A 24,050-nucleotide genomic window follows, 5' to 3' on the forward strand; every position below is an offset into this window, starting at 1 on the left:
GCAACGCCACAGGTGAAAGGGAGAGGTCCCATGGCAAGAATTCTCGTGATGATCCCCTCGGGAGAGGTCTACGATCACGACTGCGTCCGCTGGTACCGCCACAAGGACGTGCAGGCGCACATCAATCACTACCACAACATCGGCGACGCCTTCGTCTACGATTCCTCGCTCAAGCTTCTCAACTACGAGAAGCTCGACGTGCTGCAGATCGCCAACCCCAACCTCGACGACATCGACCGCATCAACCGGGAATACGACTACGTCTTCCTGCGCGGCTCCAACTACGTGCATAAGGACATGAAGTGGAGCCGGACCGTCGACGTCCTGAAGCGGCTGAAAATCCCGGTCATCGCCTTCGGCATCGGCGCCCAGGCGCCGGTCAAGGGCAAGATCGAGCTGTCGGACGAGACCAAGACCGTGCTTCGCATGATGGCCGACTCCACCACCTCGGTCGGCGTGCGCGGCGCCTATTCGGCGCAGGTGCTGTGGGACATCGGCATCCGCAACGTGCGCATCGTCGGCTGCCCCACGGCCTTCCGCCGCAACGACCCGAACCTGACCATCGCCCTGCCGCCTCTCGAGACGGTGAAATACGTCGGTGTCACCATGCGCCGGGAGGTCTCGCCCGCCTACGCGCAGGACATCAAGCGCTACCTCACGTTCCACCGCGACCTCGTGAAGTCGCTGGCCGAGCGCTTCGACGTGGTGCTCATGGCCCAGGGCGAGGTGGAGGAGAAGAAGATCGTCTTCGGCACACCGGAGCAGAAGGAGGAGGCCTTCGCGGCGCTTAGGGCCAACAAGTGGGTCTCCGAGTGGTACCTCGACGAGGTGATGGAGAAGCTGCACCGCGAGCGGCTGTTCTATTCGGACGTCGTCGCCGACTACGAGGCTCTGGTGCAGCAGAAGGACGTCGTCCTTGGCTATCGCCTGCACGGCAACCTGATGGCGCTGTCGAACGGCACCCCGTCCATCTACTTCACCTACGACAGCCGCACGGTGGAATTTGCCGAGACCTTCCAGATCCCGAGCTTCGACGTCTTTTCGGGAAAGGACTTCGTGCTCGAGGAGTACTGGGACCAGTCGCTGTTCGACAAGTTCAACCGGGCCTATCACCATACCTATCGCGAGATGCGGCAGTTTCTGGTGGAGAACGGCGCCGACACCAAGATGGTCGATGTCATGCAGAAGGCGCCGGAGCCGGCGCGCAAGGTGGCGTGATGGCGGCCGGTGCGAGGGGATTTGTTGTTGCCGCCGTCGCAGTGCTGGCGGCCGGGCTCGCGCTCGCCCCGGCCCGCGCCGAGCCGGCCGGCGGCTATTTCCTCGTACCGACGGGGCCGGTCGAGACTGTTTTCGACTGGTCCCGCGATGCCTGCGTCAAGAGCCATGTGCCGGACGCCCCGGCACGGGCATTCCGCAATGCCGACGGCGAGGTGCGGCTGATCATCAGCCACAACGACAACCGTGCCCTGCTCGGCCCCAGCCTCGATGCCGTGGTGCCGAGCTGCGCGGTGGTCTACGAGGCCGGTCGCTCGCCGAAGCTCGCCGCCTTCGACGACCTCAGCTGGATCAGCGGTGTCTACACGCGCGACGGGCGCACGGTTTATGCGCTCGCCCACACGGAGCTGCGCGGCGAGCGAACGCCTGGCCAGTGCCCGGCCGGCAAGTACAGCGCCTGCCTGCTCAACACCGTCACTGGCCTCGTCTCGCGCGACGGCGGCCGCAGCTTCCGGCCGGAAGGGGAGGGGCCGCCCGTGGTGGCGACCCTGCCCTACGGCTTCCCGACCGATCGCAACGCGCGCGTCGGCTACGCGAACCCCACCAACATCATCGAGCGCAACGGCTGGTACTATGCCTTCATCTTCGCCGACGGCTACCGGGCGCAGAAGCGCGGCGCCTGCCTGATCCGGACGAAAACGCTCGGCGACCCCTCCTCATGGCGGGCATGGGACGGGCGCGACTTTTCGGTCCGTTTCGTCGATCCCTTCCGCGATGCGGTGGACGATCCGGCCGCGCACACCTGCACGCCGGTGGCGCCGCACATCATCGGCCGCATGATCGGCGGGCTCGTCACCCTGCGCAGCAGCGGCGAGGTGATGGCGGTGTTCGGTGACAAGCGCAGGCTGCCGGACGGGAGCGTGGCCGAGGGCTTCTTCACCTCCACCTCACGCGACCTCATCACGTGGAGCGAGCCGCGGCTCGTCATGCGGGCGCAGCTCCTGTGGGACAAGTCCTGCAACGAGCGCCACGCCTATTTCTATCCCTCGCTCATCGACCCCGAGGCGACAACCTTCTCCTATGAGGATTTCGGCGAGCGCGGCTATCTCTATCTCACGCGTTATCAGCTCAGAAACTGCAAAGTCACGTGGGACCGCGATCTCGTCCGGGTACCAATGGAACTGAGGCGCGACGGCTGATATGCCATGGTGAAGGCGGCAACGAACAAACGAGGGTGCGATGACGGTTCTGGTGACGGGCGGTGCGGGCTATATCGGCAGCCACATGGTGCTCGCCCTGCGCGATGCGGGGCGTAATGTCGTGGTGCTCGACAACCTGAGCACGGGCTTCCGCTGGGCGGTCCATCCCGAGGCCGTCTTCGTCGAGGGCGATTGCGGTGACGAGGATCTCGTCGGCCGCGTGATCCGCGAGCACGGCGTCGACGCCATCGTGCACTTCGCCGGGTCCATCGTGGTGCCGGATTCGGTCGTCGACCCGCTGGGCTACTATCTCAACAACACCGTCCGCTCGCGCGCGCTCATCGCCGCTGCGGTCGCCAACGGCGTGCCGCGCTTCCTCTTCTCATCCACTGCCGCCGTCTACGGCGATGCGAAAGAGAGCCCTATCGCGGAGTCGGCGCCGCTCGACCCGGTGTCGCCCTACGGCACGTCGAAGCTGATGACCGAGCTGATGCTGCGCGACACGGCAAGGGCGCATCCGCTGAAATACGTCGCCCTGCGCTACTTCAACGTCGCCGGCGCCGACCCGGCCGGCCGTTCCGGCCAGTCGAGCCCGCGCGCCACGCACCTTATCAAGGTCGCGACACAGGCGGCGCTCGGCGAGCGCACGCATCTTGACGTGTTCGGCACGGACTATCCGACGCCGGACGGCACCTGCCTGCGCGACTACATCCACGTCACCGATCTCGCCCGGGCGCATGTGCTCGCGCTCGACTATCTGGCTGCCGGGGGAGCGAGCGCCGTTTTCAACTGCGGCTATGGACGCGGCTATTCCGTGCTTCAGGTCATCGAGGCGGTGAAGCGCGTCTCCGGAGTCGATTTCCCGGTCAATCACGCGCCGCGCCGCGCCGGCGACCCGGCGGCGCTTGTCGCCGATGCCTCACGCATTCGTGAGGTTCTGGGCTGGCGCCCGGAGCTCGACGATCTCGATACGATCGTGGCCCACGCTCTTGCCTGGGAGCGCAGCCTCGCCGCACGGCGTCGGGCTGCGGAATAGGGCCGGGCGGCTGCCGGCAGTTGGCCCCGTCCGGCCGCTTAAGTGTTGCTTCACGAATTTCCTGCTGACCTAATGCCTAAATCGAGGGCGCGAGGTGCAGCATCGTCGGCCCGGCTCTCGACGGGGCGGGGGACAGCCGTCCGGGCTCGATGTCCGGCGGTCAGTGCAGTAGGACGTCGAGATGCCGAAAGGGGAGCGTCGGCCGGCGCGGCACGCGCCAGCCGCAACAGGTGCCGAGGCGGCTTCGCGCCTCAGAGGCAGCGATCTTGCCCGGCAGTTTGACGGGATCATGAACGGCTCGCCCCAGATGCTCTGGATGAGCCGTGCCGACGGCTCGGGGGGCGTCTACAACCGGGCCTGGCATGACTTTGTCGGTGCTCCGCCCGGCACGATCACCTTCGACACCTGGGCGCAGTGGGTCCACCCCGACGACCGTGACCGTGCCCAGCTCGCGTGGCGGCGGGCTCTCAGCGCACAAGACGGATACGAAATTGACTACCGTCTCCGGCACCATTCGGGCGACTACCGGTGGGTGACATCCCGCGGCTCCCCCACCTATGACGCGCGTGGGTGCGTGGAAGGCTGGCTCGGCACAACGATCGACATCGACGACCGCAAGAAGGCCGAGCTGCTCCTGGCGCTCAGCGAGCAGCGCTATCGCGCGCTTCACGAAGCGGGTGACATGGTCCTATGGATCGCGCAGCCAGACGGGCGCGTCACCGACCAGTGGGGCTGGGCGTCCATTGCGGCGCAGGAGGGCGACGAGTTCCGGGACTGGGGCTGGCTCTCGGCGCTCCACCCGGAGGATCGCGCCCGGATTGTCGCGCGCTGGCAGGCATCGCTGCTCGACGGCTCGACCTACGAGGGACAGTTCCGCATCCTGACGCGCAGTGGTGAGTACAGGTGGGTCGAAGCCCGCGCAGTGCCGCTGCGCAGCGATGACGGCAGCATCCGCGAATGGGTCGGCAAGCTGACCGATATCCACGCGCGCGTGGTGGCGCAGGAATCTCTGCGGGCGAGCGAGGAGCGGCTGCGCCTGGCTGTCGAGAGCACCGCCCTCGGCATCTGGGACGTGGACTTCATCACAGGCCGCCGGGAATGGAACGCGCAGGCCCGAGCCATTCTCGGCCTGGACGGCGATGCCTCCATCGGGCGCGATTCCTTCCGCACGCTCGTGCACCCGGATGACCGCGAGGAGATCGAGCGGTGTTTCTTCGCCGACGGTCCTAATGACGGTTCCGTCTACCGGGGCGAGTGCCGCATCCTGCGTGCCGACACGGGTGAGGAGCGGTGGGTGGCGGCCACGGGGCGCACTTTCTTCGACACTTGCGGGCGGCCGGTCCGCAAGATCGGCACCGTCCGCGACATCACGGAACAGAAGAAGTCGCTGCACGCGCTGGGCGACAGCGAGCGGCGGCTCAGGCTGGCACTGCAGGCGGCGCGCATGATCGCCTGGGAGCAGGACCTCGCGACCGATTTCGTCACCCGTAGCGACAACGCGATGAGCATACTGGGCATCGGCTCGGGGCCGGTCGAGGAGATCCTGCCCTTCATTCATGCCGGGGACCGCCGGATCAGGCGCGACTTCCTCCGCTCGCCCGATGGCGCCGAGATGATCGAGCTTCGCTACCTGCGGCCCGACGGGCAACAGCTCTGGCTCGCCGTGCGTGGCGAGCGGGTCGACGACGACCGCCTGGTCGGCGTCACCTTCGACATCACGGCGCAGAAGCAGGCGGAGGAGAAGGCCTGGCGCATGGCGAGCCTCGACGGCCTGACGGGGCTTCTCAACCGCGCCTCCCTGCAGGAGACGCTGGAGAGCATCTGTGCCGGCATGACGGAGAGAGCATCGTCCTTCAGCCTGCTGCTCATCGATCTTGACCATTTCAAGGACGTCAACGACACCCTCGGCCACGATGCGGGCGATCAGCTGCTGGCGGAGGTTGGCGCGCGGTTGCGCCGCACGGTGCGCGCGTCGGATGTGGTGGCGCGCTTCGGTGGCGACGAGTTCGCCGTGCTTGTGCGTGAGCCGCCCGCCGCCGGCTATGCGGAGACGGTTGCCGAGCGCATCCGCACCGTCCTTCTCGAGCCCTTCGTGACCCGCGGGCGGACCTTTGCGACGCGGGCGAGCATCGGCATCGCGACCTTCCCCCAGGATGGCGCCAATGCCAAGGACCTGCTGAAGAGCGCTGACATCGCTCTCTATCGCGCCAAGGCCGAAGGCCGCAATCGCTTCGTCACCTATTCGCCCGGCCTGCGCGCGGCCGTGGAGGACCGCATCGCCCTCGTCGAGGACGTGCGCCGCGCGCTCAGGGCGGGCGAGATCGTTCCCTTCTACCAGCCCAAGGTCAGCCTTGCCTCCGGCGGGATCGTCGGCTTCGAGGCGCTGGCCCGCTGGCATCATCCGCAGCGGGGCCTGCTCACGCCGGCATCCTTCGGCGTCGCCTTCGAGGATCCGGAGCTGTCGCGTGCCTTGGGTGGGCAGATCCTCGAGCGCGTCGTGGCGGACATGCGCCGGTGGCTCGACCAGGGCCTCCCGCCGGTTCAGGTCGCGATCAATGTCTCGCCGGCCGAGTTCAGCGACCGTCGCCTTGCGAGCGCAATCAAGGAGGCGCTCGCACGGTGCAGTATTCCGACTGCGTCGATCGAGGTGGAGATCACCGAGGCGGTGTTCCTCGACCAGATGCTGGCCGATGTGGTCGCGACGCTGGAAGACCTGCACGCAGCGGGCTTCTCCATTGCCCTCGACGATTTCGGCACCGGCTATGCCTCACTCAGCCATCTGAAGGCCTTTCCGATTAACCACATCAAGATCGACAAGGGCTTCATCCAGGAGATCGAGCGTGGCGAGGCTGACGAGGCGATCGTCTCGGCGGTGATTCACCTGGGACATCGCATGAAGATGCAGATCACCGCCGAGGGGGTGGAGACACTCAGTCAGGCCATTCGGCTGCAGGAGCTCGGCTGCGACAATGCCCAGGGCTATCTTTACGCCACGGCAATGAGTTCCCCGGATGCGGCGGCCTTTCTCGCGCGCCTGCCCCGGCAGGAGGGGCGGGTCATCCCGGCGAGCGCCTGGCCGGCGGCCTTCACCGGCAGCTGACGGGGGCGATTGCGGCCGCGGGTTGTGCCGACGGCCCGTCCGGCGCGGCTCGCGCGCCACCAATTCCATCATGTGGACCTAAAATTTTCAGAAATACTGTTGCCTGTCGTGCGGCTCCGTGCGATGACTGCTCGCCCATAAGAGCAACAACCATAATGTGGACCCGGTAAGGGCCTGCCGCCAAGAAGCGGGCGTAGCCGGGGAGGAAACGGGAGGAGGCGCGCAGGATGGCTGCCGCTAACAACGACTCTTTGGTGCTCGAGACGCCCGCAGAGGTCGTCGATGCGCGGCCGGGCTCGCGCCTGATGCGACCGGTCGAGTTTGTCTCGGCAGTCCTGCTCGTCGTCGTCATCGGCCTGCTCCTGACGGGGGTGGTGTCCCGTTACGTCCTGTCGCTGCCGATCGTCTGGATCGACGAGGCGGCGTCGATTTCCTTCCTCTGGCTCGCCATGCTCGGCTCGGCGATCGCCATCGATCGCAACGAGCACCTGCGCCTGACGCTCTTTCTCGGCCTCCTGCCAGAACGGTACCGCGCCTTCGTCGGCACGCTGGCGCTCGTCATCGTAGCCACCGTCATTCTGGCGCTGATCATGCCGGCGGTCGAGTACGTCCAGGAGGAGTGGTTCGTCACCTCCGCGGCGCTCAACATTCCCATGAGCTACCGCGCCTCGGCGCTCGTCGTCGGGCTCGTGCTGATGTTCGTGCTCGCCGTCGGCCATGCGGTGCGCGAATCGACCCTGCCGCACCTTGCCGCAGCGGTCGTGCTCGTCGCCGCGCTCGGGCTCGTCGGCTGGCTTCTGTCGCCGTTCTTCCTGTCGCTCGGCTATCTCAATATCCTCATCTTCCTCGTCCTCGTCGTGGCCCTGTGCCTGCTGGCCGGCGTGCCGATTGCCTTCTGCTTCGGCATGGGGACGATCGCCTTCATTCTCTTCAGCACGCATGTTCCGGTGATCGTGCTCATCGGGCGCATCGACGAGGGGATGTCGAGCCTCATCCTGCTGTCGGTGCCGATCTTCGTGCTGCTCGGCTGCGTGCTCGACGCCACGGGCATGGGAAAGGCCATCGTCGAGTTCATGGCCTCCCTGCTCGGCCACGTGAAGGCCGGCATGTCCTACGTGCTGCTGGGTTCGCTCTTCCTCGTCTCCGGCATCTCCGGCTCCAAGGTCTCCGACATGGCGACGGTGGCGCCGGCGCTGTTTCCGGAGATGAAGCGCCGCGGCCACAAGCCGAGCGAGATGATCGCGCTGCTCGCCACGGGCGCGGCCATGGCGGACACGGTGCCGCCCTCGATCGTGCTCATCGTGCTCGGCTCCGTCGCCGGCGTGTCCATCGCCGGGCTGTTCACGAGCGGCTTTGTCATCGCCATGGTGCTCCTGGTGGTGCTCGCCGTGCTGGCCCGCATCAAGGCGGCGCGCGAGAACATGGAGGGCGTCAGGCGCGCGCCGCTCGGCGTGGTGGTCAAGACGCTTGTCATCGCCGCGCCGGCGCTCGTCCTGCCCTTCCTCATCCGCGGGGCGGTGGGCGGCGGCATCGCCACGGCGACGGAGGTCTCCACCATTGCCGTGCTCTATGCCATCGTCATCGGCATCGTCCTCTACGGCGGCATCGGCCTGCGCAAGTTCTACGACATGCTGGTCGAGACGGCGGCGCTGTCCGGCGCCATCCTGCTCATCCTGGGCACGGCCTCGGCCATGGCCTGGTCGCTGACGCAGACCGGCTTCGCCAACCAGCTCGCCACCTACATGACGGATCTGCCTGGCGGCTGGTTCTCCTTCATGCTCGTCAGCATCGTGGTGTTCCTGGTGCTCGGCTGCGTGCTCGAGGGGCTGCCGGCCATCGTGCTGATGGCGCCGATCATGTTTCCCATCGCGGCACGGCTCGGCATCAACGACATCCACTACTCGATGGTCATCGTCACGGCGATGAACATCGGCCTCATGGCACCGCCCATTGGCATCGGCTTCTACATCGCCTGCAAGATCGGCGGTGTCTCCCCCGACGAGGCCATGAAGGCGATCTGGCCCTATCTCGGCGCGCTCATCGTCGGGCTTCTGCTGATCGCCGCCATCCCGGCCCTGTCGACGGCCTATCTCTAATAAAGAGCAAACAAAAAACGCTCATTTAAGGAGGAAACGACCAATGAAGATCTCTCGTCGCACGATGCTTGCGGGCACCGCCTCGGTCGCCTTCGCCGGTACGCTGAAATATGCCGGCGCCCAGACCGCCGAGTTCAACTACAAGTACGCCAACAACCTGCCCGTCTCGCACCCGATGAACCAGCGGGCACAGGAGGCGGTCGCGAAGATCCGCGAGGAGACGAACGGGCGCGTCGCAATCCAGATCTTCCCCAACAACCAGCTCGGCGCCGACACCGACATGCTGAACCAGGTGCGCACCGGCGGCGTCGAGTTCTTCACGCTTTCGCCGCTCATCCTCTCGACGCTGGTGCCCAATGCCTCGATCAGCGGCATCGGCTTCGCCTTCCCCAACTATGACGCGGTGTGGGCGGCGATGGACGGCGAGCTCGGCAAGTATGTCCGCGGGGAGATTGAAAAGGCCAACCTCGTTGTCATGGAGAAGATCTGGGACAACGGCTTCCGCCAGATCACCAGCTCCTCCGGGCCCATCAACACGGCCGACGACCTCAAGGGCTTCAAGATCCGCGTGCCGGTGAGCCCGCTGTGGACCTCGATGTTCAAGGCTTTCGAGTCGGCGCCGGCGAGCATCAACTTCGCCGAGGTGTATTCCGCCCTGCAGACCAAGATCGTCGACGGGCAGGAGAACCCGCTCGCCATCATCGCGACGGCCAAGCTCTACGAGGTGCAGCAGTACTGCTCGCTCACCAACCACATGTGGGATGGCTTCTGGTTCCTCGCCAACAAGCGCGCCTGGCAGCGCCTTCCAGAGGATTTGCGCGAGATCGTCGCCAGGAACCTCAACGAGGCGGCGGTGAAGGAGCGCGAGGACGTCGCCAAGCTCAACGCGTCCCTGCAGGAAGAGCTCACCGCCAAGGGCATGAAGTTCAACCAGCCCTCGCCGGATTCCTTCCGCGCCAAGCTGCGCGACGCCGGCTTCTATGCCGAGTGGAAGGCCAAGTACGGCGACGAGGCGTGGGCGATCTTCGAGAAGGCAATCGCTCCCGCATAACCGGCCCCTGCAGGCCGCCTCCGTTCGGCCGGGTCCGGCTGCGGGCCCGCCGACGCTGCCTCCCTGACCGCAAGGCAGGAAGGGAAGGGGTGGGGAGGTGCCGCGAGCAAGCGGCAGAAGACGCTTCGGGGGGCTGGCACCCCCCACCCCGAACAGCTCCCGCCGAAAGCAGGAAGGAACGCGCTGCTCCCGCAGCCGCGCTGCATGCGCGGCGGCGGGCGGGCAGTGGCCGAATTTACCGTGACAGGAAAGACACGACCGTGGCCGACCGACTGAAGGGAAAATGCGCGATCGTCTTCGGCGCCGGCTCGTCCGGTCCCGGCTGGGGCAACGGCAAGGCTGCTGCCGTGGCCTTCGCCCGCGAGGGCGCCAGGGTCGCCTGCGTCGACGTGGCCGAGGCTGCGGCGGCCGAGACCGCGGCGATCATCCGCGAGGAGGGCAATGAGGCCATCGCGCTGGCGGCGGACGTGATGAACCTCGCCTCCGTCGAGGCGGCAGCCGCCGCGGCGATGGAGGCCTTCGGCGCCATCGACATCCTGCACAACAACGTCGGCGTGACCCATATGGGCGGTCCGGTAGAACTCGACGAGGAGCGGTTCCAGGCCGCGCTCGACCTCAACATCGGCTCCGTCTACCGCACGGCCAAGGCCGTTCTGCCGCACATGCTGAAGGGGGGCGGCGGCGCCATCGTCAACATCTCGTCTCTCGCCGCCATCCGTTACGTCGGCTATCCGTACTTCGCCTATTACGCGACCAAGGCGGCGGTGAACCAGGCGACGGTGGCACTCGCCATGCAATACGCCCGGCAGGGCATCCGCGCCAACTGCATCATGCCCGGCCTCATCGACACGCCGATGATCTACAGGCAGATCTCCGGCCAGTACGGCTCCGTCGAGGAGATGGTGGCGGCGCGCAATGCGCTCGTGCCGCTCGGGAAGATGGGCTCGGCCTGGGACGTCGCTGCTGCGGCAGTATTCCTCGCCTCCGACGAGGCGCGCTTCATCACCGGTGTATGCCTGCCAGTCGACGGCGGGCAGAGCTGCGCCATCGGGCCGATGTCCTGAGCCATGGTCATCACGGTGACCCGCGACCGCGACCAGACCGGGGCCCAGAGCGTCGACAGGGCGCTCGGCCTGCTCTCGATGGTCGCCCGCCATGCCGACCGGGGCGCCTCGCTCACCGACATTGTCGAGGAAAGCGGGCTCAACAAGCCGACGGCGCGTCGCCTGCTGCTCGCGCTCATGCGCGCCGGCCTCGTGGAGCAGGACCAGACGAGCCGTCGCTACTACCTGGGCGAGGAGGCCTATGTCATCGGCTCGCTTGCATCGCGTCGTTTCGGCCTGCTGCAGGTCGCCATGGAGAGCCTGACGCGGCTGTCGAAGCGCACCGAGGATTCGAGTTTCCTTTCCGTCCGGCGCGACACCTTTTCCGTTTGTCTCTATCGCGAGGAGGGTACCTATCCGGTGCGCACCCACGCCCTGCAGGCCGGTTTCGAGCATCCGCTCGGTGTCGGCGCCGGCTCCCTCGCCATGCTCGCGGCGCTGCCCGACGAGGAGGTGGAGGCCGTGCTCGCCGCCAACGACGCCGTGCTCAGAACGAAATATCCCATGCTGCCCGCGGCCCGTATCCGCGAGGGCGTGGCCGAAACCCGGGCCCGGGGTTTCGCGCTCAACCCGGGGCTAATCTTCGCCAATTCATGGGGCATCGGCGTGGCGGTGCGCGGGCCCGACGGTCGGGTGGCCGGGGCCCTGTCGATCGCGGCCATCGACAGCCGCATGCAGCCCGAGCGCCAAAACGAGCTTGCCGGCTACCTCGCGATCGAGGTGCGGGTGGTCGAGGAGCGTCTCGCCCAGATGTTCGCCGCCCGCAACCCGCAGCGCGGGCAGGCCGCCTTGAGAAGCCAGGTCAGGAGATCGGCACGATGACGACGACACCGCCCGGAGGCATAGCGCCCTGTTCCACGCGGGTGATGAACCTTTCGCACTTTCTCACCCAGGCGGCCCGACGAAATCCGGACGACATTGGCTTCGTCTGGCGCGACCGGCAGTGGACCTGGCGCGAGATGGAGGCACGGGTCGACGCCATGGCCGCGGCCCTGGGCGATCGCTTCGGGCTGAGGAAGGGCGACCGCGTGCTCATCCAGTCAGCCAACTGCAACCAGATGTTCGAGTCGATGTTCGCCTGCTTCCGCGTCGGCGCGGTGTGGGTGCCGGCGAACTACCGCCAGTCGCCGGAGGAAGTTGCCTATCTCGCCAAGGCGAGCGGCGCGCGCGGCCTCATCTGTGGCGCGGCGTTTCCTGACCATGCGCGCGTCTGCCGCGAGACGGCACCCAGCCTCGAGTTCACGATCTCCATCGGTCCGTCGGATTTCGGCGAGGACTACGATGCCATCGTCGCGCAGCACCTGGGCCAGGCCGTGCCGAGCGTCGCCGTGGAGCGGGACGACCCGTGCTGGTTCTTCTACACCTCCGGCACGACGGGGCGTCCGAAGGCAGCCGTGCTCACCCACGGCCAGATGGCCTTCGTCGTCACCAACCACCTGTGCGACCTGATGCCGGGCACGACGCGGGAGGACGCCTCGATCGTGGTCGCGCCCCTGTCGCACGGCGCGGGCGTGCATCAGCTCACGCAGGTTGCGCGCGGGGCGAAAACCATCCTCCTGCCGACCGAGAAGCTCGACGTGCCGACCGTCTGGCGGCTCGTCGAGGAATGGCGGGTGACGAACCTCTTTACCGTTCCCACCATCCTCAAGATGCTGGTGGAGGACGAGAGCGTCCACCGCTATGACCATTCCTCCCTGCGCTACGTCATCTATGCGGGCGCGCCGATGTACCGCGAGGACCAGAAGAAGGCGCTCGCAACGCTCGGGGCGGTGCTGGTGCAGTATTTCGGCCTCGGCGAGGTGACGGGCAACATCACCGTGCTGCCGCCGGCCTACCACAGCCTCGAGGACGGACCGCACGCACGGATCGGCACCTGCGGCTTCGAGCGCACGGGCATGCAGGTCGAGATCCAGGACGAGAACGGCAACCCTGTGCCGCCGGGGCAGACGGGCGAGATCTGCGTCATCGGCCCGGCCGTGTTCGCCGGCTACTACGATAACCCCGAGGCCAACGCCAAGGCGTTTCGCAACGGCTGGTTCCGCACCGGCGACCTCGGCCACATGGGCGAGGACGGCTTCCTCTACATCACGGGCCGCGCGTCCGACATGTACATCTCCGGCGGCTCGAACATCTATCCGCGCGAGATCGAGGAGAAGATCCTGCAGCATCCGGATATCCGCGAGGTGGCGGTGGTCGGTGTGCCGGATCCGCTCTGGGGCGAGGTGGGCTGGGCGGTCTGCGTCACGCAGCCTGGCGTCGATCCGCAGAGCCTTGCGCTCGACAGGTGGCTCGACGGCAAGATCGCCCGCTACAAGATGCCCAAGCGCTTCATCTTCTGGGACGAACTTCCCAAGTCGGCCTACGGCAAGATCACCAAGAAGATGATCCGCGAGGAGCTGGAGCGGCGGGGCGAAATGCCTGCCCGGACGCCAGCGTGAGGAGGGCGCGATGGGCAACAGCAAGAAGGGCGCCGTTGCCGTGACCGGCGGCGCCTCCGGCATCGGTCTTGAGACGGCGCGACTGCTTGGCGAGCGTGGCTATATCGTCTTCCTCATCGACATGAGGCGCGAGGCGCTCGACGCAGCCTGCCGGGATCTCGGCCTGCCGGCGGCACGTGGCATCGCCTGCGATGTCACGGACGAGGCCGGCATCGAGGCCGCCGTCGCTGCCATCACCGCCGAGCACCGCCTGGCCGGGGTCGTCAACTGTGCCGGCATCGCCATCGACCGTCCGGCGGTGGAGACGAGTGTCGCCGACTTCCGCCGCATCGTCGACGTCAACCTCACCGGTTGCTTCATCGTCTCGCGGGCCGCGGCGCGCCACTGGCTGGCGGCGCGGCAACCGGGCGCTATCGTCAACATCACGTCCGTTTCGGGCCTCACCGGCAACAAGGGCCGCAGCGCCTATGGCGCGTCCAAGGGCGGGCAGAACCTGCTGACGCTTGTCATGGCGACAGAGCTCGGGGCTGCCGGCATTCGCGTCAACGCGGTCGCCCCCGGCCCCATCGACACGCCGCTGACAAAGGTCGTCCATACCGAGGACGTACGCCGGCAGTGGATCGAGCGGGTGCCCCAGCGCCGCTACGGGACGCCGCGCGAGATTGCCGCGGCCGTCGCCTTCCTGCTGTCCGAGGAGGCGTCCTACGTTAATGGCCAGATCCTCGCCGTCGATGGCGGCTTCATCCACGCGGGCCTCGCGCCCTGAGGAAGCTCCGATGCGCAGCATCCGCCATCCGGGCCCGGTCTCCCGCGAGCGCAACTTTGTAGTGCCGTGCACAGCCGTGCCGTTGCGGCTGACGCTCGCCGCGGGCATCAGCGTCAACGAGGCAATCGGCCATGCCTTCGCGCAGGCCGGTTTTGCCGGCGGCTACGTGCGCCTTGCCGGCGCGCGTGTCGACCCGATGCGTTACGTCATTCCCGCCGCAGCGCCGGACGGCGCTTACGCGGCCTGGTACAGCGAGACCTTTGCGCCCGCCGGCGTGACAGTGGTCGAGGATGCCGGCCTCGTCGTCGGGCGCCGCGACGGCGAGCCGTTCCTGCACTGCCACGGCCTTTGGACGCTCGCGGACGGCACGCGCCGCATGGGCCATCTCCTGCCGGTCGACTCCTGCCTGAGCGAGCCTGTCGAAGCCACGGCCTGGGGGCTCGCCGGTGCCCTCTTCGACGTGCGCCAGGACGACGAGACGAACTTCAGGCTGTTCCGTGCCGTGCCGGCGGAGGCGGGGGACAAGCCCGAAGGGCTCCGCGCGCTCGCCTGCACGATCAAGCCGAACGAGGACATCGCGCCTGCGATCGAGCGTCTCTGCCGCGAGCACGGCATCAGCTCGGCTTCCGTCCACGGCATCGGCAGTCTCGTCGGTGCGACCTTCACCGATGCGCCGGAGATGACGTCTTACGCGACGGAGGTGCTCGTCACCGCCGGCCGCGTCGCCGCCGGTCGCTGCGACCTCGACATCGCGCTCGTCGGCATGGACGGTGCGATCGGTGCCGGGCGTCTGCAGCACGACGGCAATGTGACCTGCGTGACCTTTGAGCTGCTCGTGGTCGAGGAGGCCGAACGCCCGCCCGCTCGTCCGGTATAGGCGTCGACATCGCGGAAGTCCCCGGAAAGCATCGGTGCCGGGCCGGGCACCCGCTTTTCGTCCGCTTCTGGCCCAAGGGCGGGCATCGCGGACTTGCTCCATTGCGAACGATGTCGTCCAGCATTCGGAGCGATGTGCGGCGTCCTGGCACAGGCATTTCGGCGTCCGCGGCGGCCTTCATCGTACTCGAAGGTGCCCCCGCCGCCCGAACAGAAGGTGTTTTTTCCAGCCTGCAAGCGTCGCGCAAGCTTGATGATCTTAAAATTTGCTATCACCGATGAATTGCCGATGGATCGTTTGATCGGCATTTTTCTGCCCCTCATTGCGCTCAGGTAGCTGTACGACGACGGAGCATCCTGACGGGGGGCCCGGCTGTTCGAGGGCTTCTCAGCCACCGGCCGGCGGGTTGGCTGACGGTGTATATTGACCAAATCGGATTGCATGCCGAAAGTTACGCCCCCTTTGTTCGGGGCATCAGCGGCACTTGACATAATCCGTTCGTGGCATAGACGACGTAACATTATCATGTGAACAAATAGTGCGCGGTCTTTTTGTCGCACTGTAAGACGCATACACCGCGTCTAATCAGCTAGACATGCTGGTCGTAATGCTCGATTCAAATCGAAGTACTATGCGTAGCAGCGCGGTTTTGTGGGGAGGCGTGTCATGAACTGTCAGTCGTTTGTGTTTCTCCGGAAGGGCGACGGTGGACGCGCGGCCATCCGGGAGCATCGACGAGGCCGCACAGTCGACGCTCGCGTGACCTGGCATGCCGTCCGAGTACAAGGGAACGGAGCCGAAGCATGAACACGGTTCTTCAAAGCCGCCCTGCCAGCCGCTATCCCGTCCAGACCTTCGTTCCTGTCCCGCCGGACGACGAGCCGGATGACCAGGATCACAGTGCTGCGGGGACGCCTCATTCCGGACGGGATGCGACAACTCTCGGAAGACTGAGGTTTCTTCAGATCAACAACGACACGCGGCAGGAACTGAAGGCGCTCTGGACCGACATCAAACCTTCGCTACCCGGGATCATCCGGCGCTTCTACCAGCATCTCGGGACGGAGCCGCGTCTCAAGCAGCTCATCGGCCCTCACGAGGAACGTCTGACCGAGGCCCAGTCGGTCCACTGGGAGCGGCTGTTCAGCGGTCGCTTCGACGACGACTACGTGGTCAGCACGCGCCGCATCGGTCTCGTCCACAACCGGATCGGCCTGGAGCCGGCGTGGTACATCGGGGGCTACAACTTCGTCTTGAACGAGCTCGTCCTGTGCCTGGCACGCAGCCATCGCTTCAGCGGCGCTGCGCTGGCGCGGAAGATCGTCACGCTCAACAAGGCCGTGACGCTCGACATGAGCTACGCGATCTCCGTCTACCAAGATGCGTTGCTGGAGGAGCGGGAGAGGCGCGGCAAGACGCTCGCCGAGGCAGTTGTCCAGTTCTCCGGCGCGGTCAACAGGAGCCTTGCCATCGCGGCCGAGGCGAGCCAGGCCCTATCGGACAGCGCCGAGACCCTCGACGGCGTGACAAGCACGGCGAACGCGCTCGCCAACGACGTGGCCATTGCCGCGAGGCAGACGGCTGCCAACATGGGCACCGGCGCGGCCGCGACGGAGGAACTCGCCGTGTCCGTCCGCGAGATCGGCGAACGGGCGAACCGGTCGGCCCATGTGGCGCGCGACGCGCTCTCCAGCGCGTGGGAGACGAAGGACACGATCATCGAGCTTGCCGATCACGCCAAGGAGATCGGGGTCGTCGTCGATCTCATCCGCACGGTGGCGAGCCAGACCAACATGCTCGCGCTCAATGCGACCATCGAGGCCGCAAGGGCGGGAGAGGCCGGCCGGGGCTTCGCGGTCGTGGCCGGGGAGGTGAAGGTTCTCGCCAATCAGACCAACGATGCGACGGCCGAGATCGGTAATCGCATCGCCGCAATCCAGGCCGCGACCCAGCGTTCCGTGGAACAGATCGAGCAGATCGCGCGGGTGGTCGAGGAAGTGAGCCGGATCGCAACGGCCATCGCCGCCTCGGTGGAGGAGCAGTCCGCCGTGACCGAGGGGATCGCGACGAACGTGGCCCAGACCACGGAGCACACCGAGGTCGTGGCCGGCAACGTCGCGACGCTGAACGCAGAGACCGCCAAGGCGGCGGAGGCTGCCAACCAGGTCGGCGAGGCGAAGAGGACCCTCGACAAGGAACTCGCCAACCTGCGGGACGTCATCTCGACCTTCCTGAAGGTGGCGAACCCGTAAGGCCACAGGGCCTCGCCCGCGAGGCCCCTTCCGGCTCCGCCGGCGCGCAGGCGTCCGGGCCGGACCGTCTCGCGCAGTGTGCAGGGGACGAATGCGCGACGTTCGTGGAAGCCGCGCAGCCTCCGGCCGGTCCGACGCCAGGCCGCGCCCTCGCCGGGAACCGTCTAGGCTGACTTGGCAAGCTTCTCCCCAGCGGAGACGTCGAGCGGTCGCCACGGCGTGTCCTTCAGCGCGTCAAGCGGGCCCGGAAGGGCTGTGCGCGGCGGTACGAGCTCCGGCGCCACGAGGTGGATCCCGGCCGCGGCCTCCGGATCGGCGATGATCTCGAAGGCTCTGGCCAGCATCGCCTCGACATTCTGGCGGATCATGATCACCGGGAAGGGCAGGAAGGATGCGAAGGGATCGTAGTCGTAGCAGCCGATGACGAGATCACGGAACGCGGCTTGCGGGACACCTGCCATGAAACGCAGGAAGCCTTCGAGGTTGATGGTGGAGTTGATGATAATGGCCCGTGGCAGGCGACCCTCGCGCGCGAAGAAGGCCTCGAAGGCGAGGCGCGTGTTGTTGGCCGAATAGCCCGTGGGCTGAATGCAGGCGTCCGGATCGGCGCCGAGCATCCCGCGCTTGACGGTGCGGAAGCCGCGCAGGCGCTCGCGGCTCGCATGGTCGTCCCGTCCGCCGAAGAGATAGAGATCCTCCGGCCGCAGCGGCTCTGTCCGGGCACAGTGGCGGATGACGGCCTCGGTGAGCCGGCAGGCGCCGTCGTAGTTGTCGCTGATGACCGAGGGGGCGAGGGTGCCCGGCAGGTCGATGTTGACGTGTCGCAACCCGGCCTTCTCGCAGATCTCGTGCACGCCGTCGGGGTCGGTGGCGCCGCAGATGAAGAGCTCGTCCACCGAATAGGCAATGAGGCTCTCGGCCGTCTCTCGCTCCGCCTTCGGGTCGCGGCTGGCGCTTGCCACGATCGGGCATTCGCCCCGGGCGCGCACCATCGCCTCGAAGGTCTGGGCCATGGAGGAGAAGTAGCGGTTGTCATAGAGCGGCAGCAGGAGGCCGACGAGGCCGGAACGCGAGCGCCGCAGGCCTCGGGCCTGCCGGTTGGCGGTGTACTGATGGCTGTCGGCGAGCTTGCGGATCAGCGCCGCCGTCTTCTCGCTGATGCGGCGCTTGCGCCAAGAGCCGTTGAGCACGGCGCTCACCGTCGATGGCGAGCAGCCCGACAGCGCCGACAGGTCATAGATTGTCTTTCTCTTGCCGCTTCTCTTCATGGTGAATCCGGCAGTCGCCGCGTCTGTCCCGCACCGGTTGGCCCGACGGCGCTTATTCACTGCTTGACGGCAGGATAGCAACTGCGGAATAGTTGCACCATCGATTGTGCAAGCCCCACAGAGATCGGTCAACGACAGGGCTGCGAGCAGGTGTCCGCGCAGGGGGCGGACACGGCTGCCAGGGAGGAAAGCATGAAGAGACTGCTTGTCGCTGCGGTCGCAGCGTCCTTGTCCATCGCATCGGCCTTTTCGGCAGCGGCACAGGAGACCGGCAAGGTCGGCATCGTCGTGAAGATCGGCGGCATTCCGTGGTTCAACGCCATGGAGGCCGGCATCAAGGAGCGGGCCGCCAAGCTCGGCGTCGATGCCTTCATGATCGGCCCGACGAGCGCGGACCCGGCGCTGCAGGTCCGCGCCATCGAGGATCTCATCGCCCAGGGTGTCAAGGTCATCGGCGTCGTGCCGAACGACGCGGCGGTGCTGGAGCCGGTGCTGACCAAGGCCCAGCAGAACGGCATCATCGTCATCACCCATGAATCGCCCGGCCAGAAGGGCGCCGACTGGAACTTCGAGCTTGCCTCCGCCAACGGCTTCGGTGAGGCGCATGCCGAGCTGCTTGCCCAGAAGATGGGCGGCAAGGGCAAGTACGCTGTCTTCGTCGGCTCGCTGACGGTGCCGCTGCACAACGCCTGGGCGGACGCCGCCATCGCCTATCTCAAGGAGAAGTATCCGCAGATGGAGCTGGTGGGCGACCGTTACGGCGTCGCCGAGGATGTCGATGCCAGCCGCAAGACGGCGCTCGACCTCATCTCCGCCCATCCGGACCTCAAGGGCTTCCTCGCCTTCGGCAGCCAGGGGCCCATCGGCGCTGGCCGCGCCGTCGAGGAGCGGCGCAAGATCGGCGAGATCTTCGTGCTCGGGCCCTTCTCGCCCGGCCAGGGACGCAAGCTCATCAAGTCCGACGCCATCTCCGGCGGCTTCATGTGGAATCCGAAGCAGGCCGGTGAGGTTTTCGTCACCCTGGCCGATATGTTGATGAAGGGCGCCAAGATCGAGGCCGGCGTGGAGATCGAGGGCCTGGGCAAGGTCACGCCCGAAGGCAACAACCTCATCGTCGACCAGCTCGTTGCCATCAACAAGGATACGGTGGACCAGCTCGCCGACATGGGCCTCTAGCAGCGGGGCCGGAAGAGCGGCTCCGGGAGCTGCGACTGCTCCCGGCCGGGCGGGAGGCCGCCCGGCCCATCGGCTGGCAAGCGAGAGCGGGTAAGACATGGCTACGGCTGTTCCGGGCGCCGCGGCAGCGCCCCGGCCCCTCCTGTCGCTGAGCGACGTCAGCGTCACCTTCGGGGGTGTCCAGGCGCTGAAGGGCGTTTCCTTCGAGGTGATGCCCGGTGAGGTGCACTGTCTCGCCGGCGAGAACGGCTCGGGCAAGAGCACGCTCATCAAGGTCATTACCGGTGTCTACCGGCCGGACGGGGTGGCGCGCATCACCTTCGACGGCGTGGTCTACGATCACATGACCCCGGTGGCCGCGCAGGCCGCCGGCATCCGCGTCATCTGGCAGGATCTCGCCCTCTTCCCGGAAATGACCGTGGCCGAGAACATCGCCTTCCAGGAAGTGGTCGGCGCCCGCCCGCGCCTCGTCGACCACAGGGCGATGCGCGAGACGGCGCGCCGCGTGCTCGCCCGGCTCGGCACCAGCCTCGATCTCGACCTGCCGCTGCGGGACTATTCCATCGCCCGTCGGCAGATCGTCGCCATCGCCCGCGCGCTCGTCGGCGAGGCGAAGATCATCTTCATGGACGAGCCGACGGCCTCCCTGACGCAGGCGGAGACGAGGCACCTCCTCGACATCGTGCGCACCCTCTCGCGCGAGGGGATCGCGGTCGTCTTCGTCAGCCATCGCCTCGCCGAGGTCATCGAGGTCTCGGACCGGATAACGGTGCTGCGCGACGGGCGCCTTGTTGGCGTCTATCCGGCCAAGGAGATGACCCCCTCGCGCATCACGGAGCTGATGACGGGCCGCACCTTCGACACCAACGTGCGCGCCCGCTCCCGTGCCGGGGCGCCTGCCGTGCTCACGGTGGAGGGTCTCACCCGGCGCGGCGAGTTCGAGAACGTTTCGCTCGAGGTGCGGCGCGGGGAGACACTCGGCATCACGGGCCTGCTCGGCGCCGGGCGCACCGAGCTGGCGCTCACGCTCTTCGGCATGCGCCGCCCGCATGCGGGCACCATCCGTCTCGACGGCGAGCCGGTGCGCTTCGCCTCCAACCGGGATGCGATCCGCGCCGGCATCGCCTACCTGTCGGAGGACCGGCTGGCGCTCGGGCTCATCCAGCCCCAGTCCATCGCCGACAATCTCGTCGTCGCCTCCCTTGACCGGATCATCCGCGGCGGGCTCATCTCGCGGCGCCGGAAGGAGGAGCTTGTCTCCCGCTGGATCAGCGAGCTCGGCATCAGGATCGGCCGGCCGGAGGATGCCGTCTCGACGCTCTCGGGCGGCAACCAGCAGCGCGTCGCCATCGCAAAGTGGCTCGCCACCGACCCGCGCCTGCTCATCCTCGATGCGCCGACCGTGGGGGTCGACGTCGGGGCCCGCGCCGGCATCTTCGACATCGTCGCGCGGCTGGCAGAGGAGGGGCTCGCCATCATCCTCATCTCCGACGAGCTGCCGGAGGTCTACTACAACGCCGACCGGGTGCTGCACTTGGCCCGCGGACGCATCGTCGGCGAATACGACCCGCGCAGCATCACGCTGCCGGAGCTGGAGGCGGCGGTCTATGCTTAGGAAGCTTCAGACCCAGGCCACCGAGATGGTGCTGCTCGCAGTGATCGCGGCGATCTGCCTCGTCCTGTCGCTGGCGAGCGACCGCTTCTTCACGCTCGTCAACCTGTTTGACCTCCTCAACGCCAGCGCCGTCAACATCATCTTCGCGGTCGGCCTGCTCGTGGTGCTGATCGCGGGCGGCATCGACATCTCCTTCGCCGTCGCGGCCTCGGTGGTCCAGTACCTGACGGCGCTCGCGCTGGCCCGGATCGGCGGCGGCGGATGGGCGAGCGGCCTGCTCATCGCCGGTTCCATCGGCATCCTGCTCGGCGCCTTCAACGCCTTCCTCATCCACCGCTTCCGCATCATCTCCATCGTCGTCACCATCGCCACCTTCAACATCTACTTCGGCCTGCTGATGTTCTTCACGCGGGGGGTGTCGATCTACGACCTGCCGGACTGGTGGACGGAAAAGGTCATTCTCTTCGAGCGGCAGATGGCGGATGGCAGCTGGGCGGAGCTGCGGCTGCCGGTGCTGGTCATGGCCCTGTGCGTCGTCGCCACCTGGGCGCTCATCCGCCACACCACAACGGGGCGCCAGCTTTATGCCTTCGGCGACAATCCTGAGGGGGCGCGCCGCTTCGGCATCTCCGTCGCCGCCATGCAGTTCATCGCCTTCGGCTGGCTTGGTCTGATGGCCGGCATTGGCGGCCTCGTGCAGGCCCATTATGCGCAGGAGGTGGTGCCCAACGCGCTCTACGGGCGTGAGCTCGACGTGCTGGCCGCAGTCGTCCTCGGCGGGGCGCGGCTCGGCGGGGGGCGGGGCTCCGTGCTCGGCTGTGTGCTGGGGGTGCTGCTCGTCGCCATCGTGCAGAACGGGCTCAACCTGCTCGGAGCCTCGCCCTACGCTTTCCGCATGATCATCGGCGTCATCATCCTCGTCGCCATCACCTTGTCCAATGCGCAGGTCGGCAAGCTGCTGGCCCCGCGCCGTGAGGGAAGGGCGGCGCCATGACCTCTCCCTTCCTCGTCCTGCCCCTCAGGCGCCCACAGCAGGGCCTGAGCGCCGACCTCGCCGGGCCGCTCGCCGCCTTCGTCCTGGTGATGCTGGTCTTCAGCCTGGCGACGCCGCGCTTCCTGTCGTCGGCCACCTTCGGCTCCGTCGCCTTCCAGTTGCCGGAGCTCGGCCTGCTGACGCTCGCCATGCTGCTGCCGATCCTCACCGGCGGGCTCAACCTTGCCATCACCTTCACCGCCAACATCGCCGGGCTGACGGTCGCCTGGGTGCTGCACCGGAACGGCGGGGTCGATGCGGGCCCGGCAGCCTTCGCGCTCGGGGTTGTGCTGGCGCTGGCGGCGGGGGCGGCGAGCGGTCTCGTCATGGGGCTCGTCATCGCCTTCTCCCGCGCCCACCCGATCCTCGTGACGCTGGCGATGATGATCTTCCTGCGCGGGCTCGGCGAGTTCCTGACGCGCGGCGGTGACATCTCCGGCTTTCCGGCCTTCATCCGGCCATTCGGGCACGGGTCTGTCCTCGGTGTGCCGGTGCCGCTCGTCGTTTTCCTCGCCTGCGCGGGGCTGTGGCACCTGCTGCTGTCGCGCACGCGGCTCGGCTTCAACATCTACATGATCGGCTCGAACATCGCCGCCGCCCGCTATTCCGGCGTCGACACGCGCAAGGTCATCGTTCTCGTCTACACGCTCTCGGGCCTCATGTGCTCGGTCGCGGGCATCATCATGCTGGCGCGCTTCAACTCCGTGCGTGTGGGCCACGGCGAGGCCTATCTGCTCATCACCGTGCTCGCCTGTTTCCTCGGCGGCGTCGACCCCTTCGGCGGCTTCGGCCGGGCAATTCCGGTCGTCGTGGCGCTCGTCGTCCTGCAGCTCCTGTCGTCCGGGCTCAATCTCCTCGGCGCCAGCCAGCATCTGGCGACGGCCGTCTGGGGCATGCTGCTGGTGGCGGTGATGATCCTGCGCTGGCTGGCGGGGCAGGCGGTGGCACGCATCGAACGACGAAGACGGAGGTAGCCATGCAGGGATTCGGCGTCCACACGAGCATGTGGACCATGACCTGGGACCGGGCCGGGGCCGAGCGGGCAGTCGCCGCCGCAAAGTCCTATGGCGTGGATTTCATCGAGATCGCGCTGCTCAACGCGCCGGCGGTTGATGCCGCGCATTCGCGCGCACTGCTCGAGAAGGCCGGCCTGAGGGCCGTCTGCTCGCTCGGCCTGCCGGAGCATGCCTGGGCCTCGCGCCGGCCCGAGGCGGCGATCGACTATCTCAAGGTTGCCATTGACAAGACGGCGGACATCGGCGCCGAGGCGCTGTCGGGCGTCATCTTCGGCGGTATCGGCGAGCGCACCGGTGTGCCGCCGACCCAGCAGGAATACGACAACATCGCCCGTGCGCTGACGGCCGCCGCCAGGCATGCCAAGGCCCGCGGCATCGAGCTCGGCATCGAGGCGGTCAACCGCTACGAAAACCATCTCATCAACACCGCGCGGCAGGCGGTGGAGATGGTGGAGCGCATCGGCGCCGACAACATCTTCGTCCACCTCGATACCTACCACATGAACATCGAGGAGAAGGGCGCTGCTAACGGCATCCTCGATGCGCGCGAGCATCTCAAGTACATCCACATGTCCGAGAGCGACCGCGGCACGCCCGGCTGCGGCAACGTGCCATGGGACGAGATCTGCGCCACGCTGGCGGCCATCGGCTTCCGCGGCGGCCTCGCCATGGAGAGCTTCATCAACATGCCGCCGGAGGTGGCCTACGGTCTCGCCGTCTGGCGGCCGGTGGCGAAGGACGAGGCCGAGGTGATGGGCAACGGCCTGCCCTTCCTGCGCAACAAGGCTCGCCAATACGGCCTGATCTGA

18 protein-coding genes are annotated in these 24,050 nt (G+C 67.2%); 17 read left to right on the forward strand and 1 reads right to left on the reverse strand.

Features of this window, described 5'->3' with window-relative positions:
• Positions 1–30: 30 nt before the first annotated feature.
• From HNQ73_RS12435 to HNQ73_RS12490, 12 genes are all read left to right on the forward strand, one after another.
• Positions 31–1,218 (forward strand): polysaccharide pyruvyl transferase family protein, encoded by a 1,188-nt coding sequence (locus HNQ73_RS12435; RefSeq protein WP_183335186.1) that lies wholly within the window; start codon positions 31–33, stop codon positions 1,216–1,218.
• Positions 1,218–2,414 (forward strand): hypothetical protein, encoded by a 1,197-nt coding sequence (locus HNQ73_RS12440; RefSeq protein WP_183335187.1) that lies wholly within the window; start codon positions 1,218–1,220, stop codon positions 2,412–2,414. Before HNQ73_RS12435 ends, HNQ73_RS12440 begins: the two co-directional genes overlap by 1 nt.
• Before the next feature lie 40 nt (positions 2,415–2,454).
• Positions 2,455–3,450 carry a UDP-glucose 4-epimerase GalE gene (gene galE, locus HNQ73_RS12445; protein WP_183335188.1) on the forward strand — a complete coding sequence of 332 codons (996 nt, stop codon included), beginning with the start codon at positions 2,455–2,457 and terminating at the stop codon, positions 3,448–3,450.
• 181 nt (positions 3,451–3,631) lie between these two features.
• Complete coding sequence (locus HNQ73_RS12450; RefSeq protein WP_276513678.1) at positions 3,632–6,550, forward strand: PAS domain-containing protein; 2,919 nt, start codon at positions 3,632–3,634, stop codon at positions 6,548–6,550.
• Between the two features lie 227 nt (positions 6,551–6,777).
• On the forward strand, positions 6,778–8,646 hold the full coding sequence (locus HNQ73_RS12455; RefSeq protein WP_183335190.1) for a TRAP transporter large permease: 1,869 nt from the start codon (positions 6,778–6,780) through the stop codon (positions 8,644–8,646).
• Positions 8,647–8,689: 43 nt separating this feature from the next.
• Positions 8,690–9,697 (forward strand): TRAP transporter substrate-binding protein, encoded by a 1,008-nt coding sequence (locus HNQ73_RS12460; RefSeq protein WP_183335191.1) that lies wholly within the window; start codon positions 8,690–8,692, stop codon positions 9,695–9,697.
• A gap of 260 nt (positions 9,698–9,957) precedes the next feature.
• Positions 9,958–10,761, forward strand: coding sequence for an SDR family NAD(P)-dependent oxidoreductase (locus tag HNQ73_RS12465; RefSeq protein ID WP_183335192.1), 804 nt, complete (start codon positions 9,958–9,960; stop codon positions 10,759–10,761).
• 3 nt (positions 10,762–10,764) lie between these two features.
• Complete coding sequence (locus HNQ73_RS12470) at positions 10,765–11,622, forward strand: IclR family transcriptional regulator (RefSeq protein WP_183335193.1); 858 nt, start codon at positions 10,765–10,767, stop codon at positions 11,620–11,622.
• A complete protein-coding gene (locus HNQ73_RS12475) occupies positions 11,619–13,238 on the forward strand; it encodes an acyl-CoA synthetase (protein ID WP_183335194.1) in 1,620 nt (539 codons plus the stop codon). The genes HNQ73_RS12470 and HNQ73_RS12475 overlap by 4 nt, the downstream gene beginning before the upstream one ends.
• A 10-nt stretch (positions 13,239–13,248) precedes the next feature.
• Positions 13,249–14,004, forward strand: coding sequence for an SDR family NAD(P)-dependent oxidoreductase (locus tag HNQ73_RS12480; RefSeq protein WP_183335195.1), 756 nt, complete (start codon positions 13,249–13,251; stop codon positions 14,002–14,004).
• A gap of 10 nt (positions 14,005–14,014) precedes the next feature.
• Positions 14,015–14,881: a PCC domain-containing protein gene (locus tag HNQ73_RS12485; RefSeq protein WP_183335196.1), complete on the forward strand. Its 867-nt coding sequence runs from the start codon at positions 14,015–14,017 to the stop codon at positions 14,879–14,881.
• A gap of 803 nt (positions 14,882–15,684) precedes the next feature.
• A complete protein-coding gene (locus HNQ73_RS12490) occupies positions 15,685–17,133 on the forward strand; it encodes a globin-coupled sensor protein (protein ID WP_183335197.1) in 1,449 nt (482 codons plus the stop codon).
• 164 nt (positions 17,134–17,297) lie between these two features.
• On the opposite strand, the gene HNQ73_RS12495 is transcribed toward HNQ73_RS12490, so the two are convergent.
• Positions 17,298–18,401: a LacI family DNA-binding transcriptional regulator gene (locus HNQ73_RS12495; protein WP_183335198.1), complete on the reverse strand. Its 1,104-nt coding sequence runs from the start codon at positions 18,399–18,401 to the stop codon at positions 17,298–17,300.
• 192 nt (positions 18,402–18,593) lie between these two features.
• Between HNQ73_RS12495 and HNQ73_RS12500 the strand changes: the two genes are divergently transcribed.
• The 5 genes from HNQ73_RS12500 (at position 18,594) to HNQ73_RS12520 (ending at position 24,050) form a co-directional block, all read left to right on the forward strand.
• Positions 18,594–19,577 carry an autoinducer 2 ABC transporter substrate-binding protein gene (locus HNQ73_RS12500; RefSeq protein WP_183335199.1) on the forward strand — a complete coding sequence of 328 codons (984 nt, stop codon included), beginning with the start codon at positions 18,594–18,596 and terminating at the stop codon, positions 19,575–19,577.
• A 97-nt stretch (positions 19,578–19,674) separates the two neighbouring features.
• A complete protein-coding gene (locus HNQ73_RS12505) occupies positions 19,675–21,192 on the forward strand; it encodes a sugar ABC transporter ATP-binding protein (RefSeq protein ID WP_183335200.1) in 1,518 nt (505 codons plus the stop codon).
• A complete protein-coding gene (locus tag HNQ73_RS12510; protein WP_183335201.1) occupies positions 21,185–22,186 on the forward strand; it encodes an ABC transporter permease in 1,002 nt (333 codons plus the stop codon). The genes HNQ73_RS12505 and HNQ73_RS12510 overlap by 8 nt, the downstream gene beginning before the upstream one ends.
• A complete protein-coding gene (locus tag HNQ73_RS12515) occupies positions 22,183–23,199 on the forward strand; it encodes an ABC transporter permease (RefSeq protein WP_183335202.1) in 1,017 nt (338 codons plus the stop codon). The genes HNQ73_RS12510 and HNQ73_RS12515 overlap by 4 nt, the downstream gene beginning before the upstream one ends.
• Positions 23,200–23,201: 2 nt before the next feature.
• Entirely contained in the window at positions 23,202–24,050 is an 849-nt protein-coding gene (locus HNQ73_RS12520) for a sugar phosphate isomerase/epimerase family protein (protein ID WP_183335203.1), read from the forward strand.

The sequence above is a fragment of the Chelatococcus composti genome (assembly GCF_014201415.1).
GTDB classification, from domain to species: Bacteria; Pseudomonadota; Alphaproteobacteria; order Rhizobiales; family Beijerinckiaceae; genus Chelatococcus_A; species Chelatococcus_A composti.

Coding starts and splice junctions, on each gene's coding strand:
- HNQ73_RS12435 (WP_183335186.1), top strand. CDS start 31: ATGGCAAGAATTCTCGTGATGATCCCCTCGGGAGAGGTCTACGATCAC.
- HNQ73_RS12440 (WP_183335187.1), top strand. CDS start 1,218: ATGGCGGCCGGTGCGAGGGGATTTGTTGTTGCCGCCGTCGCAGTGCTG.
- galE (WP_183335188.1), top strand. CDS start 2,455: ATGACGGTTCTGGTGACGGGCGGTGCGGGCTATATCGGCAGCCACATG.
- HNQ73_RS12450 (WP_276513678.1), top strand. CDS start 3,632: ATGCCGAAAGGGGAGCGTCGGCCGGCGCGGCACGCGCCAGCCGCAACA.
- HNQ73_RS12455 (WP_183335190.1), top strand. CDS start 6,778: ATGGCTGCCGCTAACAACGACTCTTTGGTGCTCGAGACGCCCGCAGAG.
- HNQ73_RS12460 (WP_183335191.1), top strand. CDS start 8,690: ATGAAGATCTCTCGTCGCACGATGCTTGCGGGCACCGCCTCGGTCGCC.
- HNQ73_RS12470 (WP_183335193.1), top strand. CDS start 10,765: ATGGTCATCACGGTGACCCGCGACCGCGACCAGACCGGGGCCCAGAGC.
- HNQ73_RS12475 (WP_183335194.1), top strand. CDS start 11,619: ATGACGACGACACCGCCCGGAGGCATAGCGCCCTGTTCCACGCGGGTG.
- HNQ73_RS12480 (WP_183335195.1), top strand. CDS start 13,249: ATGGGCAACAGCAAGAAGGGCGCCGTTGCCGTGACCGGCGGCGCCTCC.
- HNQ73_RS12485 (WP_183335196.1), top strand. CDS start 14,015: ATGCGCAGCATCCGCCATCCGGGCCCGGTCTCCCGCGAGCGCAACTTT.
- HNQ73_RS12490 (WP_183335197.1), top strand. CDS start 15,685: ATGAACACGGTTCTTCAAAGCCGCCCTGCCAGCCGCTATCCCGTCCAG.
- HNQ73_RS12495 (WP_183335198.1), bottom strand. CDS start 18,401: ATGAAGAGAAGCGGCAAGAGAAAGACAATCTATGACCTGTCGGCGCTG.
- HNQ73_RS12500 (WP_183335199.1), top strand. CDS start 18,594: ATGAAGAGACTGCTTGTCGCTGCGGTCGCAGCGTCCTTGTCCATCGCA.
- HNQ73_RS12505 (WP_183335200.1), top strand. CDS start 19,675: ATGGCTACGGCTGTTCCGGGCGCCGCGGCAGCGCCCCGGCCCCTCCTG.
- HNQ73_RS12510 (WP_183335201.1), top strand. CDS start 21,185: ATGCTTAGGAAGCTTCAGACCCAGGCCACCGAGATGGTGCTGCTCGCA.
- HNQ73_RS12515 (WP_183335202.1), top strand. CDS start 22,183: ATGACCTCTCCCTTCCTCGTCCTGCCCCTCAGGCGCCCACAGCAGGGC.
- HNQ73_RS12520 (WP_183335203.1), top strand. CDS start 23,202: ATGCAGGGATTCGGCGTCCACACGAGCATGTGGACCATGACCTGGGAC.